1 protein-coding gene (only partly in view) is annotated in these 20,689 nt (G+C 69.5%); it reads left to right on the top strand.

Translation table 11 applies throughout. The features are described from left to right. Positions 1-175: 175 nt before the first annotated feature. Positions 176-20,689 carry the 5' portion of an Ig-like domain-containing protein gene (locus ATO6_RS11490; protein WP_141101973.1) on the top strand. The gene runs 12,282 nt beyond the window's last position, so the window shows 20,514 of its 32,796 coding nt (coding positions 1-20,514); the start codon lies at positions 176-178; its stop codon lies beyond the right edge, outside the window.

Raw genomic sequence — 20,689 nt, 5'->3', positions numbered from 1 at the left:
CCTGCAATATTTCACCTTGTGATAAGAATTACTCGGATTAAGGTTTTTGTATTGTTGTTTGATTCGTCTGTCCAATTTCCGGACAGATGCCGGTTTCAGGATATTTTAGAAAGTTATTTGGAATGATGGAGCAGCAGATTTGCCGCGCGATGATGACGTTCAAGGCCGGGGGGCATTGGCACCACGGCACACCGGTGGGGACCGGCGCGATCTGACGGGGGCCGAGGGGCCCACGCTTTCGTTCGAGACGCTCGAACCGCGCCTGCTTCTCTCGGCGGATTTCTTTCCTGTCACCGGCACGATCGACCTGCCCGGCGAAGAAGAAGCGCATGTCTTCACGCTGACCGAAGCCGCCGAGATCCATATCGACGACCTGAGCGCGGGCGCCGTGGAATGGCGGCTGACGGCCGAGGACGGCGAACAGATCGCGACGGCGCGGGCCGGCGACGGTGTGACGCGGACCAATGGCACATTCGCCTCCATCCCCGCCAGTCTGGCGCTTGCCTCGGGCACCTATACCTTCACGGTCGGCGGCGTCGGCAGCAGCACGGGCACCTATCGGTTCGAACTGCGCGACCTCGGCACCTCGACCGTGGCGGCAACCAGCGGGACCAGCATCGACGGGCAACTGGCCACGGGCCGGGAGACGGCCCTCTACCGTATTTCGGCCGGGGCCGGCGACGTGATCGACATCGGGTTCGGCGCGCTGACCGGCCTGCCGCAGGGCGATGTCGGCGTCCGGATCACCGGGCCGCAGGGGCAGACGGTTCTGGACGACTATTTCCGCAGCGGTGCGCCTGACCCGATCAGCACGCCGATCCTGAGCGCGGGCGGCAGCTACCTCATTAGCATCGAGGGCGAGACGCTGGCGAGCGATCCCGTCGCCTTCAGCTTCACGCCCACTGTCCGCAATATCCCCGTGACCAGCCCGCTGACCGGGGGGGAAACCGCGATCCAGCCGGGACAGGACGTCACCGGCACGATCGCGGACGCCGATACGGTCGACCGTTATGCCGTCACGGTGCCGCGGCAGGGGCTCTACGTTCTGACGCCGCATCTGTCCAACGGCAGTTTTCCTTCGGGGATCACAATCACCCTGACGGACAACTGGGGTCGCACCAGCACCGAATACATGAACAGTGGCGACCGCATGCTGAACCTCGATGCGGGTGCGCATCTGATCGAGGTCCGGGCCGATTTCGGTCAGCCGTCCTACAGCTTCAGCCTGCACCCCCTGACCGATGCCCCGGACATCACCATCGGCGACAGTTTCGATGTGTTGCTGCAACCGGGATCGGACAGTCAGGTCGTCCGGTTCGAGGCCAGCGCCGGGGACGTGATCGCCGTGACACCGGAACCGGTGACGGCGCGCTCCTTCGTGAACCTCGAACTGTTCGACGCCGGCGGCGCAATCCTTGCCCGGAACGAGGACGACGTCCTGCGTCAGCGCATCGCACGGGACGGCACCTATTTCATCCTCGTGCGCGGGGATTTCGACAATATCGCGGAACGGACCGGCCGGTTCACCCTGCACCGCGCCGTGGACCGCAGCACAACCACCGCACTGGGCCAACGGATCGAGGGCACGATCACACCCGGCGGCCGGCATTTCCACAGTTTCACCTTGGACAGCCCCCGGCTGGTGGCCGTGGATGCGCTGGCGCGATCGCGGCTGAACTACCGGATTGAGGGGCCCGAGGGCACGCTGCTGTCGACCCGGTCGATCGACTCGGAATACTCCTATTCCCAGCCCCTCGCCCTTGGCGCAGGCACCTACCGCGTCGTGATCGAGCCAGGCATTGACCGCACCGGCGATTACGCGCTGCGACTGGTGGACCTGACCGCGGCCCCGGAAATGCCGCTCGACACCCAGACGGTCGTCGCGACAGGCGCGGCCGGGGGCACCGTCGCGCGACGGGTCACGATCCCGGACGGGGCGGAACTGGTGGTGGAAAGCAGCGGCCCCACGGGGTCCGTCTCGATCCTGTCGCCCACGGGTGAATACCTGGCCAACGGCGGCAGCACGAATATTCTGGCCGGTCAGCGCGGCATCGGCGAACGCACCGTCTACGTGGTCGCCAGCGCCAACAGCGATCAATCGGAGGGGGAATTCACGCTCCGCGCCTACCTGACCTCGATCACGACCCAGGCGCTGACCCTCGGCGAGATGACCGAGGCCGCGCTGACGGGCGTAAACGACCTGCGCCGCTATACCTTCACAGCGGAAACGCCCGGCACCTATCTTTTCGACACCCTGTTCACCGGGACCTCGAACGCCCGATACAGGGTTCTGGACGCAGTCGGAAATGAAGTGGCTTCGGGATTCGCCGACCGCGACGGGGGCGACAAGCTGTTCCGCACCGGAGCGGGCGATCATGTGCTTGAAGTCTATTTCAACGGCACCAGCACCGGAACGATCCCCTTCCGCCTGCTGGACGCCGCAGCGGCCCCGGTACTTGACCGCAATACGCTGCGAACGGTCGATCTGTCCCCTGCCCGAAGCAACGCGGTGTTCCGTGTCGCGCTGAATGCCGAGGATGTCGTCCATATCCGCCGGACGGCCGCCGTCGGCGGCGCCCATGTCATCCGGCTGTTCGACCCTGCGGGGCTCGAGGTGGCGGCGTCCAACAACGCTGACCTGGGCGCGACCAGCTACGGGGCCACGGGAACATGGTATCTGGTGGTCGAGGGCTCCAACCTCGGTTCACTGACCGAACCGGGATCGCTGGACATCGGCGTTTTCGACGTGACCACCACGGTGACCCAGGTCCAGACCGGTGACCGCATCGCGGCCTCGATCGCGACACCCGGCGCCACCAACGTTCACGAATTCACCCTGAACACCACGGACCGGATCCTGATCGACAGCCAGACCGATTCCGGCGCCCTGTCGTGGGATCTGCAGACGGCAGAGGGCGTGTCGCTGGGCACGCGCACGTTTTCCAGCCAGCCCGCCGGACGCGAGGGCGTCTTCGACCTCAGTCCCGGCACCTATCGGCTCGTCGTCACCGGAGCCAACGGCGCGACCGGCGACTACGCCGCCCGCATCAACCGCTTCTCGGCCGCGCCGACGCTGCCGCGCGACACGGACACGACGGTCGAGATCGAGGCGCATGGCAGCCGGACCTTCGGCTTCGACGTCACCGCGGGCGACCGGCTGAGGGTGACGGGGCTGCAGCTGGATGTCAGCAGCTCCTTCGTCAACTTTCAGGTCTTCGACCCGTTCGGCCATGAAATCACGCTGCAGTCCTGGCGCGACCTGTCGCTGGGCACGGCGCTCTACACTGGCCGCTACACGCTGCTGGTCAATTCCGACCACCGGCTGACCGAACCGACCACGGCCCGCCTGCGTCTGAACGATGACGGCCCCGCCGCGGCCGAGGCGCTGACCGGAACGGCCGCGGCGGTCGGAGACATCATCACCGGTGAAATCACCGAAGCGGGCAGCACGGTCCGCCACGTCTTCACCCTGACGGAACCGACGACGATCTACCTGGACGGGCAGACCGACAATTCCGGGATCCTGATGAGCCTGCACGGCCCCTTCGGACCGGTCGGGTCCGAGATGCGGATGGACACCGGGTTCGGCGTGCCCGGCATCGGCACCCCGGCTCCGGCCGCGCTGACGCTGCAGGCGGGGACGTGGGCGCTTGATTTCCGCTCGACCGGATCCGCCGTCGGCAGCTACCGCGCCGGGCTCTTCGCGCTCGGCAGCGGCCCCGCCATCTCTCTCGGCGAGGCGGTGACGGCCGAACTGAACCCCGGTTCCGGTATCGCCAGCTACCGCTACACCGGCACGGCCGGGGAACAGATCTGGCTTGGCGACGTGTCGACCAGCACCAACAGCGTGTCGTCGGGGACGTTCTTTATCGTCGATGACCGCGGGCAGTTCACGCCGTTCGGCTCGCGGAACGACTTCTGGCTGCGCGACACGCCACAGGCCACCCTGCCCCGCGACGGCACCTATACGATCATGATCGTCGGCGACGTGGATTCGCCGCCCTTCACCACCGATTTCACGCTGCGCGCACCGGTCGAACGTCAGGTGGCGCTGATGCCGGGCACGACTATATCGGGCAGCCTGACCGAACCGGTCGAGACGGTGCGCCACAGGTTCACGCTGGACAGCGCACGGGCGATGTTCCTCGACACCGTCAATTCCGACGGCGGCCTGTTCTGGCGGCTGCGGAATGTCGGGGACGGACGCATCGTCTATGGCGGAGGCGAGATGTTCCGCAACACCAGCGCGGCCGGATCGGTGCTGCGCCTCGGCGCGGGCACGTGGGACCTCGAGGTCTACAACTCCGGGGGCCGCACCGGTGACTACCGCGTGACCCTCCATGACCTGTCCACGCCCGCGATCACCGACAGCCCCGGCGCCTTCGCGCTGACACCCGCGCCCGCGGGCGGCATGGACTTCACGCGGATCGAACTGACTGCGGGACAGCGCTATTATCTCGACGCCGTGGACCGCGGCAGCCTGCCGACCAACGCCGAATTCGGGCTGATCGACCCCTCGGGCCGCTTGCACCTCGTCCAGTATGTCCATACCGATCCGGGCGCCTTTCTCGCGTCCGAGAGCGGCGTATACACGCTGTTCGCGCGGCAGGCGTATAACAGCACCACCGAGGGGACGCTGACCGCGGGCATTCGGGCCACCGGACACACCGCGCAGACGATGCCGGTCGGCGAAGTGGTCAACGGCACCCTGTCCACGCCGGGCGACAGCCTGTCCTATGCCTTCACCATCGAAGATGGCGGGCTGTTCTATCTCGACGGGCAGACCGGGGCGTCCGACCTGACATGGTCCATCCTGCGCAGTGACGGCCGGCCCTTCGGCGGCAGCACGATGAACAGCGACAACGGCGCGCGTCAGGTCCTGCCGCTTGGTGCAGGCAGCTACAACCTGATCGTCCGCGGCACGCAGAGCGCGACCGGCGATTTCCGGTTCCGCCTGATCGACATGGCAAACGCCCCGCAGATCGCACCCGAAGGCCATCTGGCGGCCACCCTGACGCCGGGAAATTCCACGCTGGTGCGGCGCATCGCGGGCGTGGCGGGCGACTGGCTCAGCATCGACAGCCTGTTTGTCGAAGGATCGGTGCAGGCGGCGCTCCACGCCCCGTCGGGCGAGCGGCTCAGGGAATTCTATGCCGGAACCGACCTGGACCGTTTCCGGCTGCCGGAAAGCGGCGATTACTTCCTCGTGCTTGGCGGTCAGGAAAACTCGGTCGAGGACGGGCGGTTTGCCTGGAACATCACCCAGAACCGTGCGGGCCAGCCGATCAGCCTGGCCAAGGGCGCGACCGGTGCGGACCTTGTGCTGCGCGACCTGCGGGTGGACGGAACACCCCGCGCGGGCCAGCCGATGACCCTGCGCTGGACACTTGCGAACACCGGCGCGGCGGCGGGCGGCGGGGGTATCGACCGGGTGATCGTGCGGCGGACGGACACCGGCGCGATCCTCGCCGTGTCCGAAGTGCCGCAGGGCGATCCGCTCGCCCCCGGCGCGACACGCCCGCGCGAGGTGACGGTCCCCCTGCCCGGCGGCGCGCTCGGCACCGGCGCGCTCGAGGTGCTGGTCGTGGCCGACGCCCTGAACGCCACGCCCGAACCCGGCACAGAGGGCGACATCGCCCGGATCGAAGTGACGGCCCTGCCGGACAGCCTTTCCGACCTGGTGGTCGAGAACCTGTCGGTCTCGCCCCCCGCCGACTGGCGGCCCGGCGACCGCGTCATCCTGCGCTGGACCACCCGCAACGCGGGCCCGGTCAGCGCTACGGGCCCCTTCACCGAACAGATCCGGGTCCGAAACGAAACCACCCGGACCGAGATTGCCCTGACCGACGTGGCCTTCGGCGGAACCATCGCCGCCGGCGCGACAGTGGCGCACGAGGCCGAGGTCATCTGGCCGGCGGGCGCCGCGCAGACGGGGCTGTTCACCTTCGAGGTGACGACCGATTCAACCAATGCCGTGCCCGAGAGCAACGAAGCCGGGGACGCCGAGGACAACAACGCCACCGCGCTTTCGATCGTGTCCGCCCCCGACCTGAAGATCGAGAACATCGCCATCGCGGAAACCGCCCCGACCGCGGGCGGTCAGGTGACGATCAGCTGGGACGTGGTCAACGCCGGCAACGCGGTGACCCGCGAAGCATGGTCCGATCGCGTCTTCATCCAGAACCTCGGCGTGTTCGGGCAGGTCTTCAACGGAGCCGTCCAGCATACCGGAGCGCCGCTCGCCCCCGGCGACCGCGTGCGCCACCAGATCGTCGCGACCCTGCCGGAAGGCCAACTCGGCTCCGGCGAGCTCAGGGCGCAGGTCTATTCCAACCGCAACGCTTCGGGCCAGATCGGCATCGTCGAGGTCGCACCGGATGGCGGCAACGGCTACGATCAGCCGGTCTCCTTCGATTTCACGGCGGCGGAGAAGCAGTATCCCGACCTGCGCGTGACCCGCTTCACGGCCCCGGACACGGGCACCGGCGGGCAGGAAATCGCGCTGAGCTGGCAGGTCCGCAACGCGGGCGAACCCACGGCTGCCGCCGAATGGATCGACCGGATCGTGCTGTCGCGGGATTCGATCATCGGCGATGCGGACGACATCCTGCTGACCGAGGTCACGCATACCGGCGCGTTGGCCCGTGACGGGTCCTATACCGGCTCGGCCAGGATCCGCCTGCCCGTCGATCTGGACGGCAATTTCCGCATCGCCTTGATCGCGGATGCCGGGGCGCAGGTCGTGGAACCCGACACCCGCGCGGACAATGCGTCGGACCGCTCCATTGCGCTGACCGCCCCGGTGTCGGACCTCGTGGTCGAAGCGGTCGCGGCCCCCGGCACCGCCGGATACGGCGATGCGTTCAAGGTCGAATGGCGCGTCCGCAACACCGGCCCCGACACCGCCGCCGGAACATGGACCGACGCCGTCTACCTGTCCACGGACCGGACCCTCAGCGGCAACGACATCCTGATCGGCACGCTGGACCGCTCCGGCCCGCTCGGCGTGGGGGAAAGCTACACCGCCTCGGGCTTCTTCTCGGGCGGGGGTCGGCTGACCGGGCCGGTCTTCGTGCTGGTGGCCACCGATAGCCAGTCCGCCGTGCCCGAGGGCCAGGGCGAGACGAACAACACCACCGCCGCGATTACGCCGACGACCCTGACCGTCGGCCCCGCGCCCGACCTTCTGACCCGCGACGTGACCGCGCCCGACACCGCGTCGCCGGGGCGCGAGGCGACGGTGACATGGACGGTCGAGAACACCGGCGCGGGCCTTGCCGCGGCGCCATGGGTGGACCGGGTCTATCTCAGCCCGGACGGCACGGTCGAAAACGCCACCCTCGTCGCCACCGTGGCGCGGGACTTCGACCTCGAGCCGGGCGAAAGCTACGACGCCGAGGTCACCTTCGCCTTTCCCGACATCGCGCCCGGCGGCTACCAGGTGCTGGTCCTCTCCGACGCGCAGGACCGCGTGTTCGAGGCGGACGACGCCCCCAACCTCGCCGCCGCGCCCGACGCCATCGCCGTGGACAGCCCCGACCTGCGCGTCACCGCTCTGGCCGGGCCGGACCGGGTCACCTCGGGCCAGCCTGTCGAGGTGGCCGTCACCTTCGCCAACACCGGGCCGGGGATCGCCGCCGCGGGCCGCCGGGACATCGTGGTCCTGTCGCAGGACGACGTGCTGGACGAGGACGACATCGTCCTTGCCGAATGGACCCGCGACGCGACCCTGCCGCCGGAGGGCACGCTGTCCGAGACCTTCTCGGCCACCGTCCCGATCGAGCTCTTCGGCGACTGGCGCATCCTTGCCGTGGCCGATGCCGACAACGGCGCGCTGGAGGCGAACGAGGACAACAACGCGGCCACCGCCGCGCTGTCCATCGACCTCGCGCCCCATGCCGATCTGGTCGTCACCTCGGTCACCGCCCCCGAATTCACCGCCCGCGATCCCGCCACGATCGTCGTCAACTGGCGGGTCGAGAACCAGGGCACCGGGCGCGGCACGGAAACCGGCTGGACCGACCGCGTCATGGCCTCGCGCGATGACGTGATCGGCAATGCGGACGACTTCGAACTGGCGGTCTTCGAACGGTTCGGCGGCCTCGCGCTCGGCGCGGGATACGATGCCTCGGCCGAGGTGGTCTTCGGGCCGCAATTCTCGGACCGGCTGCTGGTCTACGTCCAGACCGACGCGGGCGCCGAGGTGTTCCAGGCCGGCAAGACCGCCAACGACATCGGGCAGGTCGCCCATCCCGTCGACGTCATGCCGCGCCCCTATGCCGACCTGCAGGTCGAGGCGATCGAGGCCGAGGCGACGGGTGCCAGCGGCCAGCCGCTGAGCGTGACGTGGACCGTCGCCAACCGGGGCATCGGCACCACAGATAGCGGGTCGTGGACCGACACGGTCGAGATCTTTGCCGACGCCGCCGCGACCCAGCGGATCCATTCCGAAGGCTTCACCCGCGTCGGCGCACTGGCCACCGACGACAGCTATACCCGGACCGCATCCGTCCGCGTCCCGGACGGGGTCTCCGGCAAGGTCTACGTCCGCGTCACGACGCGCGGGCCGTTCGAGTTCATCTTCACGAACAACAACGCCTCAACGCTCGCCGAAAGCGAAATCACCCTCAGCCCCTCACCCGACCTGCGGGTGGCCGAGATCGCGGTGACACCGACCACCACCGAAGGGTCGCAGATCGACGTGTCGTGGCGGGTCGAGAACCTGGGCGAGGCGACGGCGCAGGGCAGCTGGACCGATGCGGTCTATCTGGTCCCGCTGGACACGACCAGGGCGCCCGTCTTCATGGGCCGCTTTGCCTCGGACACCGCCGTGCCCGCCGGGCTGGGCTACCAGCGCACCGAACGCATCACCCTGCCCGCCCGTGTCTCCGGCCCGCACCGGATCGTCGTCGTCACCAACGACCGCGCCACGCTCTACGAACACGGCGCGCGGGGCGAGAACAACCGGACCGAGGACGACGGCGTCATCGACATCGCGCCCCTGCCCCGTCCGAACCTTCAGGTCTCGTTCATCGAAGCGACCGACGAGGTCTCGGCGGGCGCGACGATCACGGCGACCTACGAGATCATCAACCAGGGCAGCGTTGCGGCCACCGGGCGCTGGTTCGACCGGGTCTACCTGTCGCTCGACGCCACACTCGGCTCCGACGACCTGCTGCTCGGCACGTTCGAGAACCTCTCGGCGCTCGCACCCGGCGAAAGCTATCGCTTCACCACCGATCCGATGGTGATCCCGCTGCGCTTCGGCGGACCGGCGCATGTCATCGTGTCCACCGACGCCTTCTCGAACGTCGACGAATTCCCGCTGGAACGCGACAACACCGCATCGGCGCAGATCGAGATCGACCCGGCGCCAAAGCCGGACCTGATCGCCGGCAACGTGATCGCACCGACGCAGGTCGTCGCGGGGTCCGAGATCGAGGTCCGCTACACCGTCCGCAACGACGGGCTGAACGAGACCTTCACCGGCCGCTGGACCGACACGATCTGGATCGCGAAGGACCCGCGCCGACCGAACACGCTCCCCAAGGTCGACGATCCCGGCGAGGTCGACTTTGCCAAGGGCAACGGCGCGATCCTGCTGGCGAGCGTGGCCAACAACGGCGTGCTGGAACTGGGCGAAAGCTACACCCGCACCGTCCGGGTCAAGATCCCCGAGACATTGGAAGGCGGGCGCTGGTTCATCACGCCGTGGACCGACAGCACCGATCTGGTGGTCGAGGACACGCTGGCCGGGAACGAGAACCCGGACGATCCGAACGAACTGGACAGCAACAACTACAAGGGCCGGGCGATCGACGTGATCGGTTTCACCCCGCGCCTGCCGAACCTCGTCGCAGGTGGCGTGAGCATCGACGGACCGGCGGTGTCGGGCCGCGACAGCGTCACCGTGTCGTGGTCGGTGGAAAACCTCGGCAATGCCGCCGTGAATGGCGGCGCGCGCTGGCAGGACGTGGTCTATCTGTCCGACATGGCCGATCTGGACGCCCCCGGCGCGACGGTCTGGCAGCTCGGCAGCTTCGTGAACGAGGGGCCGCTGGACCTCGGCGCGGGCTATACCCGGTCCGAGACCATCGAGCTGCCGCCGGGACTGTCGGGCATGTATGTGCACGTGGTCGTCGACCAGCCGGCGCGCGGCTTCGGCGTGGGCGAGGAGGACGAGACCGACAACCTGATGTCGACCGCCGCCGACATCACCGCCGAGGCGGGCGATCTGCAGGTGGTCGCCGTGACCCCGCCCGCCGACGGCACCCGGTCGGGCAGCCCGGCCACCGTGTCGTGGACTGTCGAATACACCGGTCCCGACGTATGGGATGGCACGCAGTCGTGGTTCGATGCGGTCTGGATCAGCCCCGACCCGGTCCTGAACCTCAGCCGTGCGACGCGGCTGGCGGTCCAGACCATCACCCCCGAGGCCCCCCTGAGCAACGGCGACCGCTACACCGCCAGCGCCGAGGTCAGCCTGCCCGCCGGAATCGACGGGCCCTACTTCATCCATATCATCACCGACAGCGGCGTCACCGGCCGCGCGGCGGAACGCGAGGCGACATCGGGCACCCTGAGCGCCACGCGGGATCTCTACACCGGCTCGGTCTACGAGGGGGCGGCCAACGACAACAACACGGCCAGCGCCCGGTTCGACGTGGTGTTCGCCGAACCGAACCTGACCATCACCACCCGCACCCTGACCGAGGACCTGACCGCCGGGGCGACCGTCCCGATCGCCTTCACCGTCACGAACACCGGAAACCGCACCGCGGAGGCCGAGGAGTGGCATGACCGCGTCTTCCTGTCCCGCGATGGCGGGCTGGACGGGTCCGACACGCTGCTGGCCGAGTTCCTGCACCGCGGCCCGCTGGCGGCGGGCGAAAGCTATGACGTGCTGGGCGACATCACGCTGCCGGTCGGGATCTCGGGCCCGTTCCACATCCTGATCGAAACCGACAGCCGCACCGTGGGCGGCGGCATCTATTCCCGCTCGGACGTGGCCGAGGGCCTGCGCGGGGTGCGGGCCAGCTACACGAACCCGGTGCAGGAATTTCAGGGCGAAGGCGACAACGTCATTGCCCTGCAGCGCACCGTCACGGCGGCGCCCGGCCCCGACCTGCAGGTCGCGCGGATCGAAGTGCCCGACGAGCTCGTCCGCGGCGAACGCCTGCAAGTGACGTGGGAGATCACCAACGCGGGCACCGACACGCCCGACAGCCAGTCCGCATGGACCGACCTGATCTACCTGTCCCGCGATGAATCGCTCGACCCTTCGTCGGACATCTACCTCGGGTCCTACCGGCACGAGGACGGGCTGGCGGCGGGCGAAAGCTATGCCATCACCCGCGATCTGACACCCCGGCAAGTGCTGAGCGGCGAATACTACCTGTTCGTCGTCACCGACCGCGCCTCGGCCGCCACGCCGATCGGGGCGGTCTACGAGGGCGGTCTGGAACGCAACAACACCCGCGCCTCGGCCACGCCGATCCGCTTCCGCGAACCCCCGCCCGCGGATCTCGTGACCTCGGACGTCGGCGTGAGCGGTGACTTCGTCGTGGGCGAAGAGGTCACGGTCGGCTGGACCGTCACCAACCAGGGCAGCGCCCCCGCCACCGGCAGCTGGACCGACGCGGTCTACCTGTCCTCGGACGCCGGTTTCGACCTTGGCGACCGGCTGATCGGCCGCGTGACCCGGACCGGCCCGCTGGATGCGGGCGGCAGCTATCGCGCGGAACTGACCGCGCGCCTTCCCGTGGCCATCGAAGGCTCCTACCGCTTCATCGTCCGCTCCGACATCCGGGACGAGGTGAACGAGGACGGGCTGACCGCCAACAACCAGGCGGTGACCGATACCGCGAACTTCATCCTGACACCCGAGATCCAGCTGGGCGTGCCCGAGGCGCTGACCCTTGCCGCGGGCGAGGAACGGCTGTTCCGCGTGACCACCGGTCTCGGCCAGACCATGCGCACGCAGTTCGCCTCGGCCGATCCCGAGGCGCAGCTGGAGGTCTTTGTCCGTTACGAAGGGATGCCGGGCGGCGCGGCCTATGACGCGATCTACGACACCCCGCTCGGGGCACGGCAGACGGCGACCGTGGGATCGACCCTGCCCGGCGAGTATTATATCCTCGTCCGCAACATCGGCGAGACGGCGCAGGACACCGTCCTGATCTCCGAGGCGCTGCCGTTCCAGATCACCGACGTCAGACAGGACCGCGTGGGCGACGGGCGCTATGTCAGCGCCGTGGTCGAGGGCGCGAGCTTTGCCCCCGGCGCGGTGCTCAGGCTGACCCGGCCCGGCGTGGCCTCCGTCCTGCCGGTGAAACAGGAGGTGGTGAACGGGTCGCGGATCGTGGCGGTCTTCGACCTCGAAGGGGCGGAACGCGGGCTCTATGACGTCGAAGTCATCAACCCCGACGGCGCCTCGGCGATCATGCCCTACCGGTTCCTCGTCGAACGGGCGATCGAGAACCAGATCGGGCTGGCCCTCGGCGGGCCGCGCATCGTGCCGGTCGGCGGCACCGGCAACTACGCCCTGACGCTGCAGAACTATTCGAACATCGACGCGCCCTACGTGCATTTCACCTTCGGCGCGCCGAACCTCGGCACCGCCGAGGGGGTCTACGACCTGCCGTTCCTCAAGTTCACCACGAACCTTGCCGGGGCCCCGCAGACCGACGCGGGCGGCGGTGTCGTCTGGACCGAGCTCGACGCGCGGGTGAACACCAACGGGCACATGCTGGCGCCGGGCTTCGCGCTCGATCTGCCGACCGGCGGGCTGGCCGCGCTCAGCTTCAACATCCAGACCTACCCGGTGCTGCAGGCGCTGGTGGACCGCGATTTCGAGCAGGTCCGGGAATATCTCTACGACGCCTTCCCCGATCTGCGCGAACAGGGCGCGCTGGATGGCGGGCCCGGCGATCTGGCGGCGGTCAACCCGGTCTTCGACCTGATCTTCCGCGACCGGCGTGTCGAGGTGATCGACGACGCCGTCCGCCTCTATGCCCCGTTCCAGTTCCACGTCCTTGCCGCCGCGACCCCGCTGACCCGCGAGGAGTTCGTCGAGATCCAGCTGGCCGAGGCCGCACGCCTGCGCGACGCGATCCTTGCCGATCCGCAGGCGCAGGGCGCGCTGACCGCGATCGCGGGCGATGCCGAGGCCTGGGCCGAAAGCTACCTCATGGCGCTGGAGACGGCGGGCATCCTGCGGCCCGACGGCGAAGCACCGGAGCCGCGCGAGCGCGGCCATGTCGCCAGCCTGCTGTCGACCCTGTCGATGGGCGTGCTGCTGAACGGCGGGGCCGAGACCTTCCGCACCTCGACCGACCTCGTGGCGTTCTTTGCCAAGATGCGGGAATGGTATGGCAACGACGACGGGCTGACGGCGGATATCGCGCGCTATGACGTCCGGTTCGGCGACAACATCCCGCCGCTCGACATTCCCGTCCCCGCCCTGCCCGATCCCGCGGATTACGCGCTGTCGCTGACCTATCCGACCCTGTTCCAGTCGTTCAACGTCTACTCCCCCCTCGGCTTCGGCGATGCGCTGCCGGATGTCGGCTCGGACCTTTCGACCGGCGACCTGAGCCCGCTGGATCTCGGCAGGTTCCTCGAAGAGATCGAGGCGGCGGGCCGCAATGCCGCGATCATCGGGCCGCAGGGCTACGGCGCGGAACAGCTTGTGCCCGGCAACGCGCAGCTGCCGTTCGAGGTCCGCTTCGGCGATGCCGAGGGTGGCCAGCCGGTGCAGGAGATCCGCGTCACGACCGAGCTCGACGCCGATCTCGATCCCCGCAGTTTCCGGCTGGGCTCCGTCCGGCTGGGTGATGTGGTGATCAACGCGCCCGACGACCGGGCGCTGTTCCAGACCGAACTCGACCTGACGGGCTCGCGCGGCTATGTCCTGCGGGTTTCGGCCGGCATCGACATACCGTCCCGCACGGCGACATGGCTGATCCAGGCCATCGATCCGACGACCGGGGAACTGGCGACGACCGGCGCGGGGCTGCTCGGCGGCGACGATCCGACCGGCGCCGTCACCTACGCGGTCTCGCCCGGCACGCGGGTCGCGGACGGCGCGGTGATCGAGACGACGGCGACGGTCCTTTACGACACCCGGCCATCGGACCTGACGAACACGGTCCGCCAGACCATCGACACGGTCGCACCGGCGACGACGCTGCGGGTCACCCCGGTCGGCGGGACCGACCGCTATACCCTGTCCTGGACCGCCACCGACGCGCGGTCGGGCGTGCGGCACGTCAGCCTCTATGCGGCGGCGGACGGCGGTGACTATCGCCTGATCTCGGCCCAGAACACGGACGGCGTCTTCAGCTTCGAAGGCGAGCCGGGCGTCAGCTACGAATTCCTTGCGCTGGCGACCGACAACGCCGGCAACACCGAACGTCCGCCCGCTGGCATCTCGGCCCCCGGCGACGGCTTCGCAGTCAATCTCGGCGGGGGCGGCTTCGGCGCCTCGACCGCCGCCACGCCGCTGGCCGAACCGGTGCCCGCCGAGGTCACCGCCGACCCGCTGTTCCTGCAGGTCCTCGACGGGGTCCCCGCCCCGGTCCCCGGCGCCTCGCCCTCGTTCTACGACACGGTCCTGTCCCCCTTCTCGGCGGCGGCCTTCGCCCGCGGGTTCCCGGATGTCGACAGCGCCGGGATCGGCACCACGGCGCTGGCCGAAGCGCCCGACGGGCGCATCCTGATCGTCGGCGGGCCGAACCGCAGCACGCTCTACGAGGTGCCACCCTACGGCGCGCTGACCGATGCGCGGACCGAGGTCGGGCGCACCGGGACGCCGATCTACGACATGGCGTTCGGCAACGACGGACGGTTGTGGGCGATGTCGGGCCGCCAGCTGCTGCTGATCGACCCGGTCACCGGCGCGACACTGAACGCCTATGGCGAAGGTCTGACCCAGAGCCTCGCCATCGACCCGGACACCGGCCTGATCTACGTCTCGTCGGGTCTGGGCGTCGAGGTCTTCGACCCCGTCAGCGAAACCTTCACCCCCTTCTCCTTCACTCGCGTCGGCGGGCTGGCCTTCGGACCGGACGGGGCGCTGTGGTCGACGTCATGGCCCGATCAGGGCGACATCCTGCGGTTCGACGCCGAAGGCCGCGCCGAGGTCGTCGCGCAGGTCGGGGTCGATGCGGAATCCATCGTCTTCGGACGCCAAGGGACCGATCTGGAAGGGCTGGCCTTCATCACCAGCGCGGTCGATCCGACCACCGGCCTCGCGGCGCTTGTGCTGCTCGACGCCGCGACCCGTCAGACGGCCACGCTGGGTGTCGGCAGCACGCGCGGCGACAGCCTGATCAGCACGGCGGACGGCCGCATCCTTATCGCCAACGGCGCGGGGATCGACGTGGTCAACCCCACGACCGCGCCCACCGTCATCGCGGTCAGCCCCGGCGACGGGGCGGTGCAGACCGACGTGGTCTCCGAGGTCCGCATCACCTTCGACAGCGACATGCTGGCGGGCGAAGTCGACGATCCCGCCTCGGTCCTCAATCCCGCGAACTACCTGCTCAGCACCGCCAGCGGTGTCGTCATCACCCTGCTCGACATCCGCTACGACACCACCAGCCGGACGGTGACGCTCGAGGTCGACGGCCTGCCGACCGACGATTACACGCTGTCGATCACGGACAGCGTGTCCACGCAGGCGGGACTAGCGATCGGCACCTCGTTCGAGAGCCGCTTCACCGTCCTGACCGATTTCAGCAACGCGGTCGACATCGCCTTCAGCGCCACCCGGCGGGACCGCACCGACGGGACCGTATCGTGGGACGTCAGCGTCACCAACACCGGCAGCGACGATCTGGTCGTCCCGCTGCGGCTGGTGCTGGATCCGGCGCAGTATTTCGACGGCGCGGCCGTTGGCGCGCAGGGGTCGAGCGACCTGTGGCTGATCGAGCTGGGTCCCGACCTGCCCGAAGGCGGCCTCTTCCGTCCCGGCGACACGCTGACGGCGACCACCGCCACCTTCGTCGCGCCGCAGGGGCTGCACATCGCGGTCGGTCACGGGGTCTATGCCCTGCCGCCCGAAAACACCCCGCCCCGCGTGCCCGAAACCCCCGACCCCGAGGCCGAGGCGGGCGAGGAATACGTGCGCACCATCACGGTCGAGGATGACGAGGGCGGCGATTTCGCCTTTGTCCTGATCGCGGGTCCGGACGGGCTGACCGTCGACCGCGACACCGGCGAGGTGCGGTTCATGCCCGGCACGCAGCACGCAACGCGCGAAGGCGTGCTGGTGCGGGTCTATGACAACCGGGGCGCCTTCGCGGACGTGGCCTGGGCCATCGACATCGGCGGCGGCAATGCGGCCCCGTATTTCTTCGAACCGGAACAGAGCCTGACCGTCGGCGAAGGCGAATTGCTGGAGGCCATCTACTTCGCCCGCGACCCGGAATACCGGCAGGTGGTGGCGTTGGCGCAGGACCTTCCGCCGGGCGCGCGGTTCGACAGCCGGACGGGCATCCTGTCCTGGCGACCGGACTATACGCAGGCTGGCGTCCACATCATCCGCCTGACGGTCAGCGACGGCGAGATGACCAGCACCCTGCCGGTCACCATATCGGTCGCGGAACGCAACGCGCCGCCGGTCATTGCCCCGATCCCGGCCCGGTCGCTGCGCGAAGGCGATCCGCTGCGTTTCACCATCACCGCCACCGACGCCGATCCCGGCACGACGCTGCGCTACTTCAGCCCGATGCTGCCGCCCGGCGCGACGATCGACCCGGAAACCGGTGTCTTCGAATGGACCCCCGGCTATACCCAGCGGGGCACCTACGACATCCCGGTCCGCGTGTCGGACGGCGCGACGGTGACCGAGTCCGTGGCACGGATCGTTGTCACCAATGCCAACGCCGCGCCGGTCTTTTCCGATCTCGGCCGGTTCCAGATCGTCGAGGGTCAGCCCTTCGGCCTCAACCTCGCAGCGGAGGATCCCGACAATCCCGGCGGGCTGCCCCCGATCCGCCTGGCGGACGGCTCGCTCTACGAGATACCGGACGCGATCGCCGACCACCCCGTCACCTACACCATCGAGGGCCTGCCCGATGGCGCGACATTCGACGCGGAAACGGCGCAACTGGTCTGGACACCGGGCCTCGATCAGGCCGGGCTCCACACACTGACGATCATCGCCACCGATGACGGCGACGGCACCGGCACGCCTGCCACCACGCGCGCGCGCTTCGAACTGGAGGTGCTGAACCTCAACCTCGCCCCCGAGATCGAGGCGCTTGAGAACCGGTCCGTCGACGCGGGCCAGACAATCGAAGTGCCGGTCAACGTCACCGACGGCGACGGCGGCGTCGTGACCGTAGTCGCGACGCTGGTGCCGCTGGCCAGCGCCGACCGCGTGGGCATCGACGTCGAGGCGATGACGCTCGGCCCGGACACCGGCTTCGCGACATTCGACGGCAGCACGCTGGTCTTCGCGCCCGAGGCCTTCGACCGGGGCGACTACCTGATCCGCATCACCGCCACCGACGACGGCGGCGGCGAGGCGGCGGATGTGCGTATGGACGAACAGAGCTTCGTCCTGTCGGTCGAGGCCGCGTCGGTCCCGCCGCGTCTGACCACGTTGAACGCCGCCGTCGCGGTGATCGGCCAGCCGTTCACCCTGCCGCTGCAGGCCGTCGACCCGGACGGCGATCCGCTGACCTTCTCGGCCGAGGGTCTGCCGGACGGCGCGATGCTGACGCCGGACACGTTCTACGGTCGCGCGGCCCTGACATGGACCCCGACTGCCGCGCAGGCGGGCGCGCACGAGATCACGATCCGCGTCGCGGACAATGGCAACAACGGCGCGGGCCCGGTCGGGTCGGATGCCGTCACGCTGACCGTGACCGTGCGGGCCGCGAACGGCGCGCCGGTGCTGCTGCCGGTCGGCGACCAGACGGTCGCCGAGGGCGAGCCCCTGTCGCTGCAGCTGTCGGGCATCGACCCCGACGACGACGCGCTGACCTATACCGCCACCGGCCTGCCTGGCGGCGCGACGCTGGACCGGACGACCGGCCTGCTGAGCTGGACACCGGGCGGTTTCGCGGCGGGGCTTTACGAGGATATCGTCCTGACCGTCACCGACGGCAGCGCCTCGACCAGCGAGACGATCTCGATCGAGGTCACCAACACCAACGCGGCCCCGATCCTGACGCCCCTGCCCGTCCAGCGCGGGCGGGAAGGAACCGAGCTGACGATCCAGCTGATCGGCGCGGACCCCGATGCCGACCCGATCCGCTTCGAAAGCCTGACGCCGCTGCCGGACGGCGCGGCCTTCGACACGGCCACGGGCCTGTTCACATGGACGCCCGGCTATGGCGACGCCGGAACCCGCGACCTGCGCTTTGCCGCCATCGACACCTCGGGCGCGCAGACCGAGCGGCAGGTGACGGTGATCGTCGACAACGTGAACCGCGCGCCCGTCGTCGCGGCGCAGAGCCGCCTGCTGACGCTGGGCGATGCGCTGGACCTGAGGCTCGCCGCCGAGGACCCGGATGCCGACGACGCCCTGACATGGGCGGCCGAGGGCCTGCCCGAAGGGGCGACGCTCAACGCCGCCACAGGGCGGCTGCGCTGGACGCCTTCGGTCGACCAGCTGGGCGACACCCTGATCTTCGTCACCGTGTCGGACGGGTCGACCACGACGCGCGCGCCGCTGCTGGTCCGTGTGACGGCCCTGCCCGAAGCGCCGGTCGTGACACTGATCGCGACGCCGGATTTCCCCGTCGTGCCGGGTCAGAAGGTGACGCTGAGCGTCCGTGCCGACAGCCTCGGCCCCGTAGACAGCCTGCGGGTGTTCGTCGACGGCGTGGCCGCACCGCTTGCGGCGGACGGCAGCATCACCATCGCCACCGGCACGCCCGGCCGGATCGAGGTCCGGGCCGAGGCCATCGGGGCCAACGGCGCCACCGGACGGGCGGACACCGTGATCCGCGTCCGCGACCCCGCCGACACCGCGCCGCCGGTGCTGAGCATCGAGCGGACCATCGGTCACGCCCCCGTCACCGGGGCGGTTGCGATCCTCGGCACGATCGAGGACGCGGCGCTCGACACGTGGCACCTGACGGCCCGCAACCTGCTGACCGGCGACGAGACGGTGATCGCCTCGGGCACCGAACCGCTGAGCGGGGCGCTCGCCACGCTCGACCCCGCCCTGCTGACCAACGGGTTCTACGACCTTGTGCTCGACGCCACCGACCTCAGCGGACGCCGGACCGTCACCACCCAGTCGGTCGAGATCGCCAGCCAGACCAAGGCCGACGCCCCCTTCGCGCAGGCGACCGACGCGGTGGTCCGGGTCGGCGACAACAGCTTTGCCCTGACCCGCAGGCACGACCCGATGGTTTCGGGCGGCCAGACCGGTGTCTTCGGCAGCGCATGGATCGCGCACTGGGACAGCCTCGCGCTCGCCGTCGAACCGGGTCACACCGGGCGCAGCGACACCGGGGCCCCGCGCGGCATGGCGCTCGACAGCCGGTTGCAGCTGACCCTGCCGAACGGGCCGCGCGTCGGCTTCACGGTGGGTGCGGAAACGCAACGCTTCGGCGGCGGCACGCTGGCGCGACCGGTCTTCACCACCGACGCCGCCGCACCGGGCTGGACGCTGGAGGCCGCGGCGCCGTGGCTGGCGCTGTCGGGCGGGCGGTTCTTCGACCCCTTCACCGCCGCGCCATGGGCCCCGGCGACCTTCGACACCGCGATTTTCACCCTGACGGGCCCCGACGGCACCGCATGGTCCCTCACCGGCGCGGGCAAGGTGCGCGCCGTCACCTTCGCGGATGGCGAGGTCATGCGCGTCAGCGACAGCGGGCTCAGCCACGACGGCCAGTTGCTGGCAACCTTCGAACGCGGCGCGGGCGGACGGATCGAGGCGCTGGAACTGGCCGACGGCAGCCGCACCGTCTACCGCTACGACGATCAGGGACAGATGGTGCTGGCCCGGCAGGTCGGCGGCGCTTCGGTCCGCTACGCATGGGAGGCACAGGGCGGCCTGCTGGCCGACACCGGCACCGGCATGTGGTTCGACGGCGGCACCGCACGGCCGCTGGCCGGCATCGCACCGCCGCTGTCGGATGCGGCGGCGGCCCCCTTCGCGATCACGCTGGCGGGCGAAACGCCTGCACAGCTGGCACTGGACATCCGCGGCAGCGAAGTCGCGGGCGGCCCGGTCCTGCTGGCGCTCGAGGTCGCGGGCGAAGTTCAGGCGGGCGCATCCCAGACCGGCCTGACCCTTCTGGCCCGCAGCACCTCGGGCGGCAGCACGACGCTGCTCTTCTCCGCCGAGACGCAGGGCCTGCACCTGCTGTCCCTGACCGGCGCCGCGGGCGAGAGGCAGGCGCGCCTGTCGCTGGTCGGCGATCTGGACCGCGACGGTGACGTGGACGCGGACGACGCCACGCTGCTGCCCGCCGACATCGACGGCGACGGCGACACCGACGCCACCGACCGCGGCCTCTACGCCCGCAGCATCGGCGCCACGGCGAACCGCGCGCCCGAGGCGAGCGGCACCGGCATGACCGCCTATGCCGGCATCAGTGCCGAGGCCGACCTGACCGACCTGCTGACCGATCCCGAGGGCGACATGATCTTTGCCACCGTCGCCCGCGCCACCGGCGGCACGGCCACCATCGCCCGCGACGGGCGCAGCGTGATCTTCACC

The sequence above is a fragment of the Oceanicola sp. 22II-s10i genome (genome assembly GCF_002210105.1).
Classification (GTDB): Bacteria; Pseudomonadota; Alphaproteobacteria; order Rhodobacterales; family Rhodobacteraceae; genus Pseudooceanicola.
The sequence above is the reverse complement of the archived record's forward strand: the minus strand, read 5'-3'. Positions and strand labels throughout refer to the sequence as shown.